The sequence below is a fragment of the Mycobacterium canetti CIPT 140010059 genome (genome assembly GCF_000253375.1).
GTDB lineage: Bacteria > Actinomycetota > Actinomycetes > Mycobacteriales > Mycobacteriaceae > Mycobacterium > Mycobacterium tuberculosis.
Genome location: NC_015848.1, coordinates 2,630,046 through 2,645,938, shown reverse-complemented (window position 1 = coordinate 2,645,938; position 15,893 = coordinate 2,630,046). Strand labels below are relative to the sequence as shown.

The window sequence follows — 15,893 nt, the reverse complement described above, 5'->3', positions numbered from 1 at the left end:
ATTAAAGCTGGTCGTTACGGTGGAGCCGTGACACCGAACCGGGGGATCGATGAAGACTTCCTGGACCTGCCGCGCCAGCAGTTGGCCGACGCCGCATTGTCGGCGGCCGCCACGGCCGGGGCCAGCCACGCCGACCTGCGGGTTCACCGCATTAGCACCGAGATCATCCAACTGCGTGACGGTGAGCTGGAGACCGCGGTGATCAGCCGTGAGCTCGGCCTGGCCGTCCGGGTGATCGTCGCGGGCACGTGGGGATTCGCCTCCCATGCTGAGTTGGCACCCGACGTCGCGGCCGCGACCGCTCGCCATGCGGTACACGTGGCTACCGTGCTGGCGGCGCTGAACACCGAGCGGGTCAGATTGGCGCCCGAGCCCGTATACACCGACGCGGAGTGGGTCTCGAACTACCGGATCGATCCGTTCGGCGTTCCCACCTCCGAGAAGATCGCCGTGCTGCGCGACTACTCCGGGCGGTTACTGGACGCCGACGGCATCGACCACGTATCGGCCAGCTTGAACGCCGTCAAGGAGCAGACCTTCTACGCCGACACCTTCGGGTCATCGATTACCCAACAGCGGGTGCGGCTGCTGCCGTGCCTGGATGCGGTTGCTGTTGATTCCGCGGCGGGCAACTTCGAATCGATGCGGACGTTGGCTCCGCCGACCGCCCGGGGCTGGGAAGTGGTGGCCGGCGACGAGATCTGGAACTGGACCGACGAGCTCGCGCAGCTGCCATCGCTGTTGGCCGAGAAGGTCCGAGCGCCTAGCGTGATGCCGGGGCCCACCGACCTGGTGATCGACCCCACTAACCTATGGCTGACTATTCACGAATCCATCGGCCACGCAACCGAATACGACCGTGCCATCGGCTACGAGGCTGCCTACGCCGGGACATCGTTTGCCACCCCAGACAAACTCGGCACCCTGCGCTACGGCTCGCCGGTGATGAACGTGACCGCCGACCGTACCGCCGAATTCGGCTTGGCCACCGTCGGTTACGACGACGAGGGAGTGGCCGCGCAGAGCTGGGATATAGTGCGTGACGGGGTGTTCGTTGGTTACCAGCTCGACCGGGCGTTCGCCCCACGGTTGGGGGAGCCACGTTCCAACGGCTGCTCGTATGCCGACTCGCCACATCACGTGCCGATCCAGCGGATGGCCAACATATCGCTGCAGCCGGGCATCGAAGACCTCAGCACCGCGGACCTGATCGGCCGGGTCGACGACGGGATCTATATTGTCGGCGACAAGTCATGGTCGATCGACATGCAGCGCTACAACTTTCAGTTCACCGGCCAGCGTTTCTTCCGCATCCGAGGTGGCCAGCTGTACGGGCAGCTGCGTGATGTCGCCTATCAATCGAGCACCACCGATTTCTGGAATGCCATGGAAGCCGTGGGCGGGCCGTCGACCTGGCGAATGGGCGGAGCCATCAACTGCGGCAAGGCCCAGCCCGGCCAGGTTGCCGCGGTCAGCCATGGCTGTCCGTCGGCGTTGTTCCGGGGCGTCAATGTGCTCAATACTCGTACTGAAGGTGGTCGATGATCGAGCCGCAGCACGCCGTCAACATCGTTTTAAAGGAAGCGGCCAGGTCTGGCCGGGCGGACGAGACCATGGTGCTGGTCACCGAAAAGGTCGAGGCGACACTGCGTTGGGCGGGCAATTCGATGACCACCAACGGCGTTTCCCACAGGCGCAACGTCACCGTGATTTCGATCGTCCGACGGGGAGATAGCGCCTTCGTCGGCTCCGTGGTCTCCGCCGAAGTGGACCCGTCGGTGCTGCCCGGTCTGGTGGTGTCCTCCCAGGACGCGGCCCGCTCCGCGCCGGAGGCCGGTGATGCCGCGCCGCTGCTTGCCGATACCGGAGAGCCCGACGACTGGGATGCCCCGGTTCCGGGCACCGGGGCAGGGGTTTTCACCGGTATCGCCGGCTCACTGAGCAGGGGCTTCCGCGGGGCCGACCGCTTGTACGGCTACGCGCACCGCAGTGTGTCCACGACGTTTCTGGCATCGTCGACGGGTCTGCGCCGCCGCTACACCCAGCCCACCGGGGCGATCGAGATCAACGCCAAACGCGGCGACGCCAGCGCTTGGGTGGGGATCGGCACACCCGATTTCGTCGAGGTGCCCATCGATCTGATGCTCGAGCGGCTGTCGACGCGGCTGCGGTGGGCGCAACGCACCGTCGAGCTGCCGGCCGGGCGCTACCAGACCATCATGCCGCCGTCGACGGTGGCCGACATGATGATCTACCTGGGTTGGTCGATGGCCGGGCGCGGCGCGCAGGAGGGCCGAACCGCTTTCTCGGCTCCTGGCGGTGGAACCCGGGTGGGAGAGCGGTTGACCGAGCTGCCGCTGACGTTGTTCACCGATCCGGCTGCGCCGGGTCTGGCGTGTACGCCGTTTGTGGCGGTGAGCAACTCCTCGGAGACGCAATCGGTGTTCGACAACGGCATGGAAATCAGCCAGGTGGACTGGATCCGCAGCGGTGTGATCAATGCGCTGGCGTATCCACGGGCCACTGCCGCCAAATTCGACGCCCCAGTTGCGGTCGCCGCCGACAACTTGATCATGACCGGCGGGTCGGCCGATCTCGCCGACATGATCGCGGGCACCGAGCGCGGACTGTTGCTGACCACGCTGTGGTACATCCGCGAGGTCGACCCGACCACGCTGCTGCTCACCGGGCTGACCCGCGACGGCGTCTACCTGGTCGAAGACGGCGAGGTCAGCGCGGCGGTCAACAACTTCCGGTTTAACGAAAGCCCACTGGACCTGCTGCGACGGGCCACCGAAGCAGGTGTCAGCGAGCCGACACTGCCGCGCGAATGGTCAGATTGGGTTACCCGTACCGCGATGCCGCCGCTGCGGATTCCCGACTTCCACATGTCCTCGGTGAGCCAGGCGCAGTAGCGTGTGAAGGGTGCCGGCCCCGGTTTCGGTTCGTGACGATCTGTGTCGGTTGGTGGCGCTATCGCCGGGCGACGGCCGGATTGCGGGGCTGGTGAGGCAGGTGTGCGCGCGGGCGCTGTCGCTACCGTCGTTGCCGTGTGAGGTTGCGGTGAACGAGCCGGAGTCGCCGGCCGAGGCCGTCGTTGCCGAGTTCGCCGAGCAGTTCAGCGTCGATGTCTCAGCGATCACCGGCGAGCAGCGATCCCTGCTGTGGACGCATTTGGGGGAAGACGCTTTCGGTGCGGTTGTGGCGATGTACATCGCCGACTTTGTGCCGCGGGTGCGCGCCGGGTTGGAAGCATTGGGCGTCGGCAAGGAGTATCTGGGCTGGGTAACCGGGCCGATCTCCTGGGATCACAACACCGATCTGTCCGCTGCGGTGTTCAACGGATTTCTGCCGGCGGTGGCCCGGATGCGGGCACTGGACCCGGTCACCTCTGAGCTGGTGCGGCTGCGTGGAGCTGCGCATCACAATTGCCGGGTGTGCAAGTCGTTGCGGGAGGTCTCCGCGCTTGATGCGGGCGGTTCGGAGACGTTGTATGGCGAGATCGAGCGTTTCGATACCTCGGTCTTGCTCGACGTTCGCGCAAAAGCCGCCCTGAGGTATGCAGATGCGTTAATTTGGACCCCTGCGCACCTCGCCGTCGACGTTGCCGTCGAGGTGCGCTCCCGGTTCTCGGACGACGAGGCCGTCGAGCTGACCTTTGACATCATGCGCAACGCCAGCAACAAGGTTGCAGTGTCGTTGGGTGCTGATGCGCCCAGGGTGCAGCAGGGCACCGAACGGTATCGCATTGGGCTTGACGGTCAGACGGTGTTCGGTTGACGGCGGTCTGGCAGCTCCGCGACGCTGTGGTTCGTATACGTTGACTGATGTAGGGCCAGGTCAGCGCGCCAGGTACCGTCGAGGCGTGTCGTTTCGGGCGGGTAAGGCTCGATTCGAGGGCGCCGGCTGATTCCATGAGGCGCTATTGGAGCGTGCTGTGATGACTCCGGCCAGCCAGGCGGCGACCGAACGGCAGAAGTGCCACGGCGTCTGGGCGCGGCAGCCGAGGTCACGCGAGTCGGTGTCTTAGATCAGGCTGAAGACGTCGGTGTCGACCACCGTCGCCGCTACTTGATTCACGAACGCGCCGCCTGAAGAAACGCCTGGAATTCATCGTCAGTTAGGTCGATCCCGCCGTCGATGTCTGGCCCGGGGGCGCTGGCCAGTTGCGAGAGCTCTTCCATAAACTGTTTTGTGCGACCAGGCCCGGGCGTGTTGATTGGGTCGCGGCTGATTCGAGTCGTCAATTCCTGCAGAGCAGTCGCGAGGGCGGCTAGGTCCTTGACCGCAATCTCGCCGCTGGGGGCGGCAGCGTCAACCAGATGGAGCTCGATCTCCTTCATCATCGCAGCTACCTCCTTAGTCCATGCTTCGGCGAGTCGTCACCACGGTATAGCGCACGACGTGCACAACAATTCTGCCCTCACCAGCAGGAACGCTTTCCCCGATGATCGCACCGAGCTCCGACACGGCACCAAACTGGCGATGCGGATTTCTCGTCACTCATTGCCTCAGCTTTCCCACTCACCAAAGGTCCCATCCGGCGAGATCCACTCGCGCGCCTTCGCCCGCCGTTCGCTCGCATAGGTAAGCGGTGTTCGACTCGCGTGCCGGCGTCATTGCCACGTACAGCGTTGCTTGGCTGGTGTTGTCGCCCAGCACAGCGTGGGTGGAGTGAGCCGTGGTGCCCTGGCTGGCGTGGACGGTGATGGCATATCCGTGGGTGATGTGCTCGTGCAGGTAGTCGCCGCTGAAGGCGGCGCGTGCGCCGTCGCCCAGGCGGCGGGCGGCGATCCGGTGGTGTTCGGTGTCGACCGCGATGACCCGCCAGCGGTTGCCGTTGCGCACCGGATCGTCGGCCGGAAGATTCTCTCGCTCGACGCTGTAGCCGACATCGCCGGCGCCTTCACGTACCGCGACGTCGACGGCCTGGCCTGTCGGCGCCACCACCACCCGCCCGTCGTAGTTCGCGGCGACGTCGCCAACGACAACAGAAAGTCGCGCTGCCGGCTTGACCACAGCAGCGACGTGTCGAGCATGCAGCGATGGTCTCAGGCGCGCCGCCGCTCAGTTCTACGGCGCGCGGCGACAACACGCCGCGCCTCACGCAACTGCTCGCAAATCACCTCGGGATCCTCGTCGGCGTCGATGTCCATTGCGCTCTCGGCAAGCGCGTCGTACTGGCGCTGCCGGCGGGCCTCCCGGTAGGCCAACACGTCGTCGAGCACGAGCCGGTGGCGATTCCCGATGCGCTCGGCGGCCAGCTCGCCGCTCTTGATCAGACGCACCACGGTCGGACGACTCACCCCGAGAAGGTCGGCGGCCTGCTGGGTGGTCAGCGTCATGCTCTGCGGCGCGATGGTCACCGCCTTGCCGGCGTGCAGCGCAGCCACCACCTGCCTTAGCGCCTGATGAACCTCGCGCGGCAGCTCGACGCGGTCGCGCTCGTGGCGCCCACCAGCGCGTAGCTGGGGGCCAGCGTGCGGCCGCGCCGCCGCTCATGGGCCGACAGGAAGCTCAGCACCGGCGCTAGGTCCACTGTCCGCTCGGGCATAAACGTCTTCGACTCGATACCCTGAGCCCCGATACCGCACCTTCTCGATATATCCGAATGAATCGAACTGGCTTTCGTAGCGTTCGAATAATGCCCCAGCTTGCCTCTCTCTTAGGCCGTTGGCGAGTAGGCCCCGGCGCAGCGGAGACCGTCGGCTTTCGTCGTGGCGATTTACGGCGCAATTCAACGGAGGGTGTCGATTTATGGTGATGTCGTCGCTACTGGTGGCCAAAGCACATGATGGAAGACAACGAAAGCCACGCGGAGATGCTTACCACCATCTAGGTGCGGGAGATCACCGGTGTGCCAGTGTCGACCCTGCACGGCTGGGCTGCAAAGCGAGAGCGCGGAATTGACGCACCGGGACCCCATTATGTGCGCCTCGGCGGGCGGGATCGGCGCTGGACGCGGCGCGACATGTACGACTGGCTCGAATCAGCCCGAGTGTGACCGCCGTTCCTGCTACGGCAAACATCGGGATCTTGGTGTCGACTTCTCGGCGTTCTTCGGTTGTTAGATGCCATCGGGCTAATGGTTACTGTGCGGTCAATGGAAAGGATTTTGCGGTCGGCCCTGGGACTGCCAAAGCGATTGGGACATAAGCGCGTTGAGCGACGACAGGAAGTAGAGCGATGACGGCGACATCTGTGGTTCGGCTGGGCACCAAGGCCGCAGCCGAATACCTCGGCGGCCTACCTGAGTCGACGCTGAGGTACTGGCGTTACTGGGCACCAGTCCGCGCAGCTATCGCCTTGGCCGACACACGTTTTGCGATATCGCCGACCTGGATGCGTGGGTAGAGGCGGAAGCTGCCAAGACCGAGCGCGGGGGAGTGGGTGAGTAACGGATTCGTACCACGGATTGTTGCGGTACTGACGCTGACCCTGGTTCTCGGCTACTGCGGACTGCGCTTCGGCGAGGCAGCGGCCCTGCGTCGCAAGAACGTGGGGACCGGGATTTGACGATTCGCTCATCTGTGTGACCGGCGCCGGGATTGTCGAGACGACGACCAACCGGGTGCGTCACGTGCCTGTCCCCGAGCCGGTATCGGAGCGCCTGCGTGATGAACTGCCAACCGAGCCCAATGCCCTCGTGTTCCCAAGCTACCGCGGCGGGCACCTACCTATCGAGGAGTACCGCAGAGCCTTCGACAAGGGATGCAAGGCGGTTGGCATTGCCGACCTGGTCCCGCACGGGCTGAGGCACACCACGGCGTCGCTGGCGATCAGTGCGGGCGCTAATGTCAAAGTCGTGCAGAGGCTTCTCGGACACGCCACAGCGGCCATGACCTTGGACCGCCATGGCCACCTGCTCAGCGACGACCTGGCGGGCGTGGCAGGTTTGCTTGTGCAGGCCATCAAGAGTGCTGCGGCATCACTGCGGTATTCCGACGCTGATTCAGTCGCGGTGGAGAACATATCTGCAGCTAGTTAGCACAAGGGGCGGTAGCTCAGTTGGTTAGAGCCGCGGACTCATAATCCGTTGGTCGCGGGTTCGAGCCCCGCCCGCCCCACATTTCGGACACGTTGATGCGCTTACTCGAAATCCTGTCATGCCCAAAGTCGCGCTCGATGCGGCGGCATTGCCTTCGATCGGGTCGCTGTCGTCCTACCACTGCGAGGTGGTCACCTTTCGGCCATCACCTCGAGGTCTTCACAGCCGTATCGTGGACATTTTGGGCAGCCATGTTGTCCGACGCTATGGTGTCGACGGCGCCGGGCGCGAACTCCATTACGGCGGTCCCGCTCCTCCGCACCGACAACCACCAAGGCCCTTCCGGTGCCTTCTCATATTGGTGCTCAATGGCCGGCCACCGCGCAGCCAGCCGCGTCAGCTGTGCCCACGCGGACTAGTCCGCCCACACGGCCATGCAAGTGCACGACTTTGAGCTTGTGGGCGACCGCCAGCTCGGCCTCCACTGGCCGCGTCCGGAGATGCCTGTCGTTGCTGATGACCACCCACCCGACCCCCGACGATGGGGATCCAGTCGGTGTCGAGGATGCCTTGCGGTAGCAGGTCGTCGACGGGCGGGCGGCCAAACCGGGCCGTGTCTTTTCTGACGGCGACAAGGCCACACCAAGCCGAAGCAGGTTTTCATCGACAACATGGGTGACTTTGTCGACTTCGAGCATCGCCGGGCCTTATGCCGCCACCAGTCGGGCCAGCCTGTACTTCTTGGTGTAGTCGATTGCGTCTTGAATCTGCTTCAGGCTGAGACCGTAGTCGGCGGCCAGGTCCTCGCGTTCCTCACCGCCGTCTACCATTTGGGCGATCGTCACCGGCGACACACGACGCCCAACGAACGTGGGCTGCCCGCTATATCGGCTTGGGTTGATGACGATTTCGGGAAAGGCCTTGTCGACGGGCAGTTCGACGATCACGGCTTCGCCAACCTCATCCCGACCGGGTGTCGCGATGCTGGCGAGCCACCGGGCATCACCAAGCAACGCTTGCCCAGTACGGATCGTCACTTCCGCATCCGGCAGACCAATCTCCTCGCCGCCCATCGTCAGATCCCGCTCGTGCGTTGACAAGAACGGCCGCAGATGTGCCAGCGGGTATCGGAGATTGAACCGCGCACGCAGTTCTTCAATCGCTGCGCGCTGCCGCACTATTGGCACTTTCCGGCGGTCGCGGTATTCAGCAAGCATGCGAGTCTCGACGAACTCGCCCCACGTAACCCACGGCGTAGCTCCCGGCGTGACGCGGAGGATCGGCGGGTGATCTTTGCCGCCACGCTCGTAGCCGTTGATCCACCGCTTCGCGGTGCCGGCGGGGAGGCCGATCAGCTTATCGACCTCGGCGTATACGTAGACCTCTCGGTCGAGCATCGAGGTGACGGACATGTCCGCACGCATGACACAACGTTATCGGCGGTAGCCGACAGTTCCGCTGTCTGTCGACGTTGCTGCTGTTTCGTTGCCCCGCGTCATGGTACTTTCAGCAGTAGCCAGGTCCACGGTTTACGCGACTGACCAGCCAGTCACAACCAAAGCCGTCTGGTACTACACGTAGGGCTCATCATGCAGCGTCCACCGGTCCTCGCAGCTGTGATCGCGGTCGGCGATGTGGCGCCACCTGTGGCTCATGCAGCCCCAACGCCGATACCCGCGTGGTTCCGGTACTACCAGAACTGCAAGGCGGGACGCGGGGGTGGCCCCGCTCTATGGGGTGAGCCGGGTTACCGTCTTGGCCTCGACCACGGCGACGACGGCACCGCCTGTGAAGAGTTTCCCTGACTTGTTGTAGCGCTGAGGGACAACGATGACAGCCCGTCCACGCCATTATGCGAAGCCGTCAGCCGCCCGCTCGCACAACCAACGCGCAATGATCTTCCGGCCGTGGAAGAAGTCCCTACTGGCCCGCCAGCGATGGGACACCGGGCATGTGGGGGCCAAAAGGCTGCATTCCCCACACGAATGAATTCAGGTGTTGAGAAAATGTATAAAAATAGTATTGCTATCGCAATCGGTACATTGACTATGGCAGTTGAATTTTCTATGGTTTCTGCCAACGCCGAACCCGCGCCACCGCCGGGACAAGATCCGCACATGCCGAATAGTGCGATGGGATATTGCCCTGGCGGTGGCTTTGGTGGGATTACCGGGTGGGGATATTGTGACGGAATCAGATATCCAGACGGCAGCTATTGGCATCAAGTGCGGGTACCAGCGCCGTTTGTTGGTACGACGCTTACCTTGTCGTGTGTTATTGACGATGGTAGCCCGGTGCCACCATTAGCCGCTCCCGGCTCTTGCGGAGGGGGCGCATGAATGCGAGTTGAAAAATATCGCCAGAACGGATGCAACGATAGATAAGTAATCGCGACGGTGGCTTCCTTGGTGCGCCCGAACGTGGGTGGCATTTGTTGATCTTCGCTATCCGTGGTGTCGTGGTGACGGTTGGATTTCTCCTCCCGTGGTGGCAGTGGCGCTGGGCTGGGCGATGCCCCGCAAGCCTTTCTCAAGGTTCAACGAATATGTTGGATCGGCGAGCAATACGTGTTGGTTTGCCAGAGCACTGGAACTGCGCACTCTGCTGATCCGCTAGTCGCGGGACCATATCCCTTCCCGGCTGGCGATGTACTCGGTACGCTTTGCTGGGACGCGGAGTCGTAAGCGTGATGATCGAAGGCTAGCAGTGTCTGCTCGGAGGCGGTTTGCCGTCGGCGTTGTTGCGGCGGCAGTTGGTTTCGGCTTCGTCCCGGCCATTTCTCCGTCGACGCCGACTTCGGTGTTTGCCTGTCCTAGCGGCTACTACGAGAACGTGGACGGTCAGTGCATACCTGCTCCCCGGCAAGTGCCGCCAGGTTCGGGGGCGCCACCCGGCGCCACCGCAATTTGTAGGGACGGGTCGTACTCGTTCAGCACACACCGGTCAGGCACGTGTTCGCGCCACGGCGGTGTACTGAGCTGGTTGGCGTGATGATTGGGGCGGTTGCTGGTTGCGGGTGTCTCGTGGCCATCGCCGGCCCGCCGCGTCGTTGAATTTCGTGTCGATTTTCTGTTTGGAACGGTGGTTTCGGTAATCCACTGGTCGTGGGGACCCCGCTTTCGATGCGTCGCACCGGTGCGGGGCTAGATGTCGCTAAAGAGGTGTCGCGCGTTGCCGGTGGTCGCTATCGTCGCGCTGGTGGCATCGGGCGTGATTACGTTCATCTGGTCGCAGCAGCGTCGGCTAATCTACTTCCCGTCTGCGGGTCCGGTGCCATCGGCTTCCTCCGTTTTGCCCGCCGGCCGCGATGTCGTGGTCGAAACACAAGATGGAATGCGCTTGGGTGGCTGGTACTTCCCGCATACTTCGGGCGGTAGTGGGCCCGCGGTGCTGGTGTGCAATGGCAACGCCGGCGACCGGTCGATGCGTGCGGAGCTGGCTGTCGCGCTGCATGGCCTGGGCCTGTCGGTGTTGCTGTTTGACTATCGCGGCTACGGCGGTAACCCGGGTCGGCCGTCTGAGCAGGGGCTGGCCGCCGACGCTCGGGCCGCGCAGGAGTGGCTGTCCGGCCAGTCCGACGTCGACCCCGCGCGCATTGCCTATTTCGGCGAATCCCTCGGCGCGGCGGTGGCGGTCGGGCTGGCCGTGCAACGGCCGCCGGCGGCACTCGTGCTGAGATCTCCGTTCACGTCGCTGGCCGAGGTCGGCGCGGTGCACTACCCGTGGCTGCCGCTGCGCCGGTTGCTGCTGGACCACTACCCGTCGATCGAGCGCATCGCCTCTGTACACGCGCCGGTGCTGGTCATCGCGGGCGGCAGCGACGACATCGTCCCCGCTGCGCTTAGTGAGCGGCTGGTCGCAGCGGCCGCCGAGCCTAAGCGATACGTGGTGGTTCCCGGTGTGGGTCACAACGACCCGGAACTACTCGATGGGCGGGTGATGCTCGATGCGATCCGGCGTTTCTTGACGGAGACGGCGGTGCTCGGACAGTGAACCGGGCATGACGACGCCCGCCGGTGTCCGGTGACTCGTGTGGCGTTGCTGACTATCGGTCGTGAGCTGAGCCAGGCCGCACCCGCCGGCGCGGGCGCGCACGCCACTTCCGGTACCAACGCCGCGCGGCGAACGCCCCGATGATGGCGGTCACGCACCACACCGCGATCGCCGAGTAAACCAGCGGCGACGACAGGTTGGTGATCGACGCGCCCAGCGCGGTGTAGACGAACACCCGTGGCGCCGACCCGATGAACGACCCAACGACCATCTGCCACAACGGAACTCCGAACGCCCCGAAGGTGTACGAGGCCAGCGCATCCGAGATGCCGGGGACGAAGCGCTGACCGACCACCGCCCACAATCCGCGCCGTTCGATCTGTGCATCGAGGCGATGGGCGCGATCGACACCCAGCAGCGCCTGGGCGTCATTCCGGCCTGCGCGCCGGCCGAGAAAGCTGGCAGGGTCACAAAGGTGTCTAGTAGCGGCCCGAACAGCACCCCGCTGCCGGCGGCGAGGATCGGGCCCGGGACGAACAACGCGCCGAGTGCGGCCGACACCACAACGTACGCCAGGGGTGCGATCGGACCCGTCGCCACCACGACCGCGCTACGGACCCCGTCGACGTGGATGACTCGTGCCACCGCAACCAGGTAGAACAGCCCCAGCAAAATCCCGGCGAACAGGGCGAGCCGCAGGACATGGCGCCGTCGGCTGTCGGCCGGGCACTCGTTGTCGGTCATGCCGGGCCCTCAGGTCAGCAGTGTGTCGCGATACAGTGCGGCGAAGCGGCCCAGCGCCTCGCCGCCGATGGTTCGCCCGTCGCCGCGGAACATGGCGCGCAGCGTTCCTCCGAAGCCGACGAGGCCAACCCCGATCGGCATGACGCTCATGGCCGCCGTCGGACTGAACCACACCTCAGTGGTGTCCCCGGCCTCGCCCCCGAAAGCGGGGACGTCGACGCGGCCCAGGTTGGACAGACAGACGCTTTCGACGAACCGATCTTCGACCAAGGGGAGAAGCAGCTGAAGTTGGCGCTTGAGCATCGCCGGCAACACCTTTCCCCCTTCGAGCAGATCCACGACCCACCCGGCGGCGCCGGATTGCTTCAATGGTCCGGTGATCCCGGCGACGATGGCGGTCGCCTTCTCGAGATCGGTCACCTCGTCGACCCGCAGCACGATCGCCAGGTAGCTGGCAAAGTTCGAGATGACCTCGGTCGACCACGCGGTCGGCCGGAAGTTCACCGGCATGTTCACCGACACGGAATCGGCGGCTGGGACATCGTGTGTGCGGTTCCACTGCAGGATCGTCAACGCCAGCGCGGCCATCGCCAGGTCGTTCACCGTCGCCCCCTCGGGTCGACGAGCAACCGCGGTTGCCATCTCGTCGCTCTCGATGGTGAGTGGGGCGAACACGAAGCGCGGCCCGTCGGGCGAGCCGCCATCCGGGGCGACCCGGGTGGTCCGCTTCCGGTCGATGGCCGGTTTTGCCAGGCCGCGGGCGCGGATCAGGACGTCGAACAGGTCGCGGGAGCCGGCGACGCCTTTAAGGTTGCGGGCTTCCTCGATCGGAGGGCCACCGACCTCGTCAGGCTCGCCCGCATAGGCCCGGGCCAGTGAGAGCAACAGACGCAGCCCGCCCATGCCGTCGAAGGCCGCGTGGTGGAAGTTGAGCAGGAGGCGGTCGCCCACGGTCTCGCGTACCACCGCGACGGCAAAGACCGGGCTTCGGTGCAGTTCGGGAGCCCGCGCATAAAAGCGACTGCGAACTTCACTGACGGGTTCATCGGTGATCTCCACGGCGAGGTGATCCGCGCGGTCGGGTACCTCCCAATACAGCGTCCGTGCGGTTAGGCTGGCGCGGCCAAGCCGCGCCCGAGCCAGGGCGTGCTTGGCGACGGCGGCGCGCAGGGCAGCGGCAAGCCGGTCGAGGTCGAAACGACCGGACACCCGCGCCTCGATCTGCACCGAAGGAACGATGTCAATGTCATCGGTGATGAACATCTCGTCCAGCGCGGTAAGGCGCAGCGTTTGGGTCATGGGGCTATCTTCCTCCAGCCGGTGCGGCGTTCGCTGGGGCCGCCTGGCCTGGGCATCGTTGCCCGATCCGCGCCCTCGCCGACCATCCGTTGCCGGCGCTTGGATCCGCTCTTACCAACGCGCAGTGGCTTGCTGCTCAACCGGTTCTACGGCCGCGGTGAGTCGCCACGTGTGCTGCCGCCGCGGCGGTCGTGGCGATAACCTAGGTCCAGCGCCGGACGACAAACCGTGAGGTCTGCGATGAGGCATTTTCTACGACGCTGCGCGCTTTGCGCGTTCACTGCGGTGTTGACGGTGTTGGCGGTGACCGGACTTGTCGAGCCGGCGAACAGCCGGGCCGACGATGATTGCGCGCCCGGCTGGGTGTGGAGCCCCGACTTGAATCAATGCGTGTTCTGGCTCCCCGCCGTAAACCGACCAGGCGGACCCGGGGGTCCGGGCGGACCAGGCGGGCCGGGAGGTCCGGGCGGGCCAGGTGGCCCTGGCCGACACTAGGTATGCGAAGCGTCGGCGGGGTCAGTTGACTTGGCGTAATCGCATAAGAGCGCATGCTCAGCTGGTCGACACAGTCAACGGAGGAGCGATGAGCCACGACATTGCTACCGAGGAAGCCGACGACGGCGCGCTGGACCGTTGTGTCCTGTGCGACCTCACCGGGAAGCGAGTCGATGTCAAGGAGGCGACGTGCACCGGCCGCCCCGCCACGACGTTCGAGCAGGCATTCGCCGTGGAGCGCGATGCCGGATTCGATGACTTCCTGCACGGTCCGGTTGGCCCGCGGAGCACCCCATGACCGCGCCCGAACCGCGGGTGCCGGTCATCGATATGTGGGCACCGTTCGTTCCGTCCGCCGAGGTCATTGACGATCTTCGGGAAGGATTTCCCGTCGAGCTGCTGTCGTATTTCGAGGTCTTCACCAAGACGACGATCAGCGCCGAGCAGTTCGGTGCCTACGCGGAGTCGCTACGCAGGACAGACGACCAAATACTGGACTCCCTGGACGACGCCGGGATTACCCGCAGTCTGATCACGGGATTCGATGAACGGTCCACGTGTGGTGTCACCTTTGTCCACAATGCCTCGGTGGCCGCCGTCGCGGCCCGCTATCCAGATCGGTTCCTACCCTTCGCCGGTGCCGACATCCTGGCCGGCGACTCGGCAGTCGACGAGTTCGAGCGCTGGGTGGTCGAGCACGGTTTCCGCGGGTTGAGCTTGCGTCCGTTCATGATTGGACGGCCCGCATCCGACCCCGCCTACTTCCCTTGCTACGCCAAATGCGTCGAGCTTGGTGTGCCCGTTTCCATCCACACCTCCGCCAATTGGACTCGGACACGGCTCAGCGATCTCGGCCATCCCCGCCACATCGACGACGTTGCCTGCCGCTTCCCTGAGTTAACGATCCTGATGAGCCACGGCGGCTACCCGTGGGTGCTGCAGGCATGCCTGATCGCCTGGAAACACCCGAACGTCTACCTGGAATTGGCCGCGCACCGTCCCAAGTACTTCGCTTCACCGGGCGCTGGATGGGAGCCGCTGATGCGGTTTGGGCAGACAACAATCCGCAACAAGATCGTTTACGGTACCGGCGGATTTCTCATCAACCGCCCTTACCTGCAATTGTGCGACGAGATGCGCGCGCTGCCGGTCCCCCGGGAAGTCCTGGAGGACTGGCTATGGCGTAACGCCACACGTATGCTGCGGCTCGACACGTGAGACCTGTAGGCCCCACATCGCCAGCAGAGCTTTTTCACCGGCTATGTCGCCGCGTGCCCGGCCCGCGCGGCAGCGCGCTTTTCGGCCTCCGCGTGTTCGGTGGCGGTGACGACGACCGCGTCCGACCCGGGGTACACCGTGGTCTGGTGACCGTTGACCAGCCAACGCACCACGTATGGCGGCGAGCCGTCTGCGGAGCGCACCTCGATGATCTCAGCATGTTGATCATGCCGTTCCGTGGTTGTGCCCTTCACCACGAGGTAGTCGCCGACTTTTGCGTGCATCGCCTACTCCCTTCTTGTCTTGATATGACCACGGACCCCTCCATCGTGCGCGCGTTTGTCGGTTAGCGAAAGCGTGAAGCAAAGACTCGCGCACGGGCTAGGTGGCTATTGCAGCTTTCCGGCAACGAAGTCAGCCGCCTGGTTGACCATGCCCGACGAGACATAGGCCCCGGCGAGGTGCTGGGGCCAGTTGGCCTCCCAGGTGTTGGGGTCGGCAGGGTGGCAGACGGGGTCGTCGCCGTGACACAACTCGATGGTCCGATCGTTGTAGGCGGGGCTGAAGTTGGTGATGGGGCCGACCCACTGACTGCCATTGCCGAACAGCGCGACCGCGGCGATGTGCTCATCACTGCCGGGAGGCAGGGGATTGGTGAAGCCCCACATCTGGGTGGGCACCGCGAGTACCACGTCGGTGACGGCCGCGCCCAGCGAGTAACCGCCGGGCACCAGGCGGGTATTCGGACAGCTGTTGGCCATGCTCTGAATGTGGGCGCTCATGTCGTTGGCGCCCACATCGATCTGATTGTCGGCGGGGTATTTCACCGCGTAGACCCCGACATTCTTGTTGACCTTCGAGCGCAGCGCGCTGACGAATGCGTTGCCGACCGTGCCAATCCCGGGCGGTTCGAAGCGGCCGCGGGCGAACACCACTTCGGCGTCGGGGCAGGCTGCAGTGGCCGGTGCAACGGCACCGGGGTAGCCGGCGGGAACGGTGATGGGAGTAAGCAGAAGCACCGCGGCCAGCATTGCGGCGGCCGTGCCCATGGTGAGCAGTCGGCGGGTCAGTAAATCATTCACAGTGGGATGGTAGCGACCCGCGGCCGCCCGTGCCCGACCAATTTTTCCAGGCCGCAGCGGCCCCGAGTGGCCGG

General features: G+C 64.8%; 21 protein-coding genes, 1 tRNA gene and 2 pseudogenes. 14 read left to right on the top strand and 10 right to left on the bottom strand.

Annotation, left to right across the window (positions count from 1 at the left end):
• Positions 1-27: 27 nt before the first annotated feature.
• From MCAN_RS12295 to MCAN_RS12285, 3 genes are read left to right on the top strand one after another with little or no spacing between them, the layout of a single operon-like run.
• Positions 28-1,545: a TldD/PmbA family protein gene (locus MCAN_RS12295; RefSeq protein ID WP_014001221.1), complete on the top strand. Its 1,518-nt coding sequence runs from the start codon at positions 28-30 to the stop codon at positions 1,543-1,545.
• Complete coding sequence (locus MCAN_RS12290) at positions 1,542-2,915, top strand: TldD/PmbA family protein (protein WP_014001220.1); 1,374 nt, start codon at positions 1,542-1,544, stop codon at positions 2,913-2,915. The genes MCAN_RS12295 and MCAN_RS12290 overlap by 4 nt, the downstream gene beginning before the upstream one ends.
• Positions 2,916-2,925: 10 nt before the next feature.
• On the top strand, positions 2,926-3,780 hold the full coding sequence (locus tag MCAN_RS12285) for a carboxymuconolactone decarboxylase family protein (protein WP_014001219.1): 855 nt from the start codon (positions 2,926-2,928) through the stop codon (positions 3,778-3,780).
• A 296-nt stretch (positions 3,781-4,076) separates the two neighbouring features.
• On the opposite strand, the gene MCAN_RS12280 is transcribed toward MCAN_RS12285, so the two are convergent.
• The 4 genes and pseudogenes from MCAN_RS12280 to MCAN_RS12265 form a co-directional block, all read right to left on the bottom strand.
• Positions 4,077-4,346 carry a hypothetical protein gene (locus MCAN_RS12280; protein ID WP_014001218.1) on the bottom strand — a complete coding sequence of 90 codons (270 nt, stop codon included), beginning with the start codon at positions 4,344-4,346 and terminating at the stop codon, positions 4,077-4,079.
• A 77-nt stretch (positions 4,347-4,423) separates the two neighbouring features.
• A pseudogene (locus MCAN_RS12275) lies at positions 4,424-5,019 on the bottom strand (hypothetical protein).
• A gap of 32 nt (positions 5,020-5,051) precedes the next feature.
• Positions 5,052-5,393, bottom strand: coding sequence for a helix-turn-helix domain-containing protein (locus MCAN_RS12270; protein ID WP_003901374.1), 342 nt, complete (start codon positions 5,391-5,393; stop codon positions 5,052-5,054).
• A 105-nt stretch (positions 5,394-5,498) separates the two neighbouring features.
• The gene (locus MCAN_RS12265; protein WP_003902168.1) at positions 5,499-5,786 is read right to left on the bottom strand and encodes a hypothetical protein; all 288 of its coding nucleotides are present in this window, start codon (positions 5,784-5,786) and stop codon (positions 5,499-5,501) included.
• Between the two features lie 400 nt (positions 5,787-6,186).
• On the opposite strand from MCAN_RS12265, the gene MCAN_RS22990 reads away from it, so the two are divergent.
• The 4 genes from MCAN_RS22990 (at position 6,187) to MCAN_RS12255 (ending at position 7,067) form a co-directional block, all read left to right on the top strand.
• Positions 6,187-6,354, top strand: a complete 168-nt coding sequence (locus MCAN_RS22990; protein WP_003907913.1) for a hypothetical protein — start codon at positions 6,187-6,189, stop codon at positions 6,352-6,354.
• A 36-nt stretch (positions 6,355-6,390) separates the two neighbouring features.
• Entirely contained in the window at positions 6,391-6,516 is a 126-nt protein-coding gene (locus MCAN_RS21585) for an integrase (RefSeq protein ID WP_080602899.1), read from the top strand.
• A 16-nt stretch (positions 6,517-6,532) separates the two neighbouring features.
• The gene (locus tag MCAN_RS12260) at positions 6,533-6,988 is read left to right on the top strand and encodes a site-specific integrase (protein ID WP_014001217.1); all 456 of its coding nucleotides are present in this window, start codon (positions 6,533-6,535) and stop codon (positions 6,986-6,988) included.
• A gap of 5 nt (positions 6,989-6,993) precedes the next feature.
• Positions 6,994-7,067 (top strand) — tRNA-Ile (locus MCAN_RS12255).
• Between the two features lie 286 nt (positions 7,068-7,353).
• Here MCAN_RS12255 and MCAN_RS12250 read toward each other — a convergent pair.
• Positions 7,354-7,686: a hypothetical protein gene (locus MCAN_RS12250; protein ID WP_003411888.1), complete on the bottom strand. Its 333-nt coding sequence runs from the start codon at positions 7,684-7,686 to the stop codon at positions 7,354-7,356.
• Between the two features lie 9 nt (positions 7,687-7,695).
• A complete protein-coding gene (locus MCAN_RS12245; RefSeq protein WP_003411885.1) occupies positions 7,696-8,412 on the bottom strand; it encodes a DUF433 domain-containing protein in 717 nt (238 codons plus the stop codon).
• A gap of 208 nt (positions 8,413-8,620) precedes the next feature.
• Between MCAN_RS12245 and MCAN_RS12240 the strand changes: the two genes are divergently transcribed.
• The 5 genes from MCAN_RS12240 to MCAN_RS12225 all read left to right on the top strand — a co-directional run bounded on the left by MCAN_RS12240 (position 8,621) and on the right by MCAN_RS12225 (position 10,981).
• Positions 8,621-8,803 carry a hypothetical protein gene (locus MCAN_RS12240; protein WP_003902166.1) on the top strand — a complete coding sequence of 61 codons (183 nt, stop codon included), beginning with the start codon at positions 8,621-8,623 and terminating at the stop codon, positions 8,801-8,803.
• Positions 8,804-8,895: 92 nt separating this feature from the next.
• Complete coding sequence (locus tag MCAN_RS12235) at positions 8,896-9,327, top strand: hypothetical protein (RefSeq protein ID WP_003899265.1); 432 nt, start codon at positions 8,896-8,898, stop codon at positions 9,325-9,327.
• A gap of 85 nt (positions 9,328-9,412) precedes the next feature.
• Positions 9,413-9,604 (top strand): hypothetical protein, encoded by a 192-nt coding sequence (locus tag MCAN_RS12230; RefSeq protein WP_014001216.1) that lies wholly within the window; start codon positions 9,413-9,415, stop codon positions 9,602-9,604.
• A 30-nt stretch (positions 9,605-9,634) separates the two neighbouring features.
• The gene (locus MCAN_RS21580; protein ID WP_071854221.1) at positions 9,635-9,979 is read left to right on the top strand and encodes a DUF3761 domain-containing protein; all 345 of its coding nucleotides are present in this window, start codon (positions 9,635-9,637) and stop codon (positions 9,977-9,979) included.
• 156 nt (positions 9,980-10,135) lie between these two features.
• Complete coding sequence (locus tag MCAN_RS12225; RefSeq protein ID WP_014001215.1) at positions 10,136-10,981, top strand: alpha/beta hydrolase; 846 nt, start codon at positions 10,136-10,138, stop codon at positions 10,979-10,981.
• 52 nt (positions 10,982-11,033) lie between these two features.
• On the opposite strand, the pseudogene MCAN_RS22445 reads toward MCAN_RS12225, so the two are convergent.
• Both MCAN_RS22445 and MCAN_RS12215 read right to left on the bottom strand, forming a co-directional pair.
• Positions 11,034-11,725 (bottom strand): annotated as a pseudogene (locus MCAN_RS22445) (TVP38/TMEM64 family protein).
• Between the two features lie 9 nt (positions 11,726-11,734).
• Entirely contained in the window at positions 11,735-13,024 is a 1,290-nt protein-coding gene (locus MCAN_RS12215; RefSeq protein ID WP_014001214.1) for a hypothetical protein, read from the bottom strand.
• A 583-nt stretch (positions 13,025-13,607) separates the two neighbouring features.
• On the opposite strand from MCAN_RS12215, the gene MCAN_RS12210 reads away from it, so the two are divergent.
• Together MCAN_RS12210 and MCAN_RS12205 are read left to right on the top strand one after the other, a co-directional pair.
• Complete coding sequence (locus MCAN_RS12210) at positions 13,608-13,817, top strand: hypothetical protein (RefSeq protein WP_003411870.1); 210 nt, start codon at positions 13,608-13,610, stop codon at positions 13,815-13,817.
• Positions 13,814-14,737, top strand: coding sequence for an amidohydrolase family protein (locus tag MCAN_RS12205; protein ID WP_014001213.1), 924 nt, complete (start codon positions 13,814-13,816; stop codon positions 14,735-14,737). Before MCAN_RS12210 ends, MCAN_RS12205 begins: the two co-directional genes overlap by 4 nt.
• Positions 14,738-14,778: 41 nt before the next feature.
• On the opposite strand, the gene MCAN_RS12200 is transcribed toward MCAN_RS12205, so the two are convergent.
• Complete coding sequence (locus tag MCAN_RS12200) at positions 14,779-15,021, bottom strand: DUF1918 domain-containing protein (RefSeq protein ID WP_014001212.1); 243 nt, start codon at positions 15,019-15,021, stop codon at positions 14,779-14,781.
• Positions 15,022-15,126: 105 nt separating this feature from the next.
• Positions 15,127-15,819: a cutinase family protein gene (locus MCAN_RS12195; RefSeq protein WP_014001211.1), complete on the bottom strand. Its 693-nt coding sequence runs from the start codon at positions 15,817-15,819 to the stop codon at positions 15,127-15,129.
• Positions 15,820-15,893: the final 74 nt, after the last annotated feature.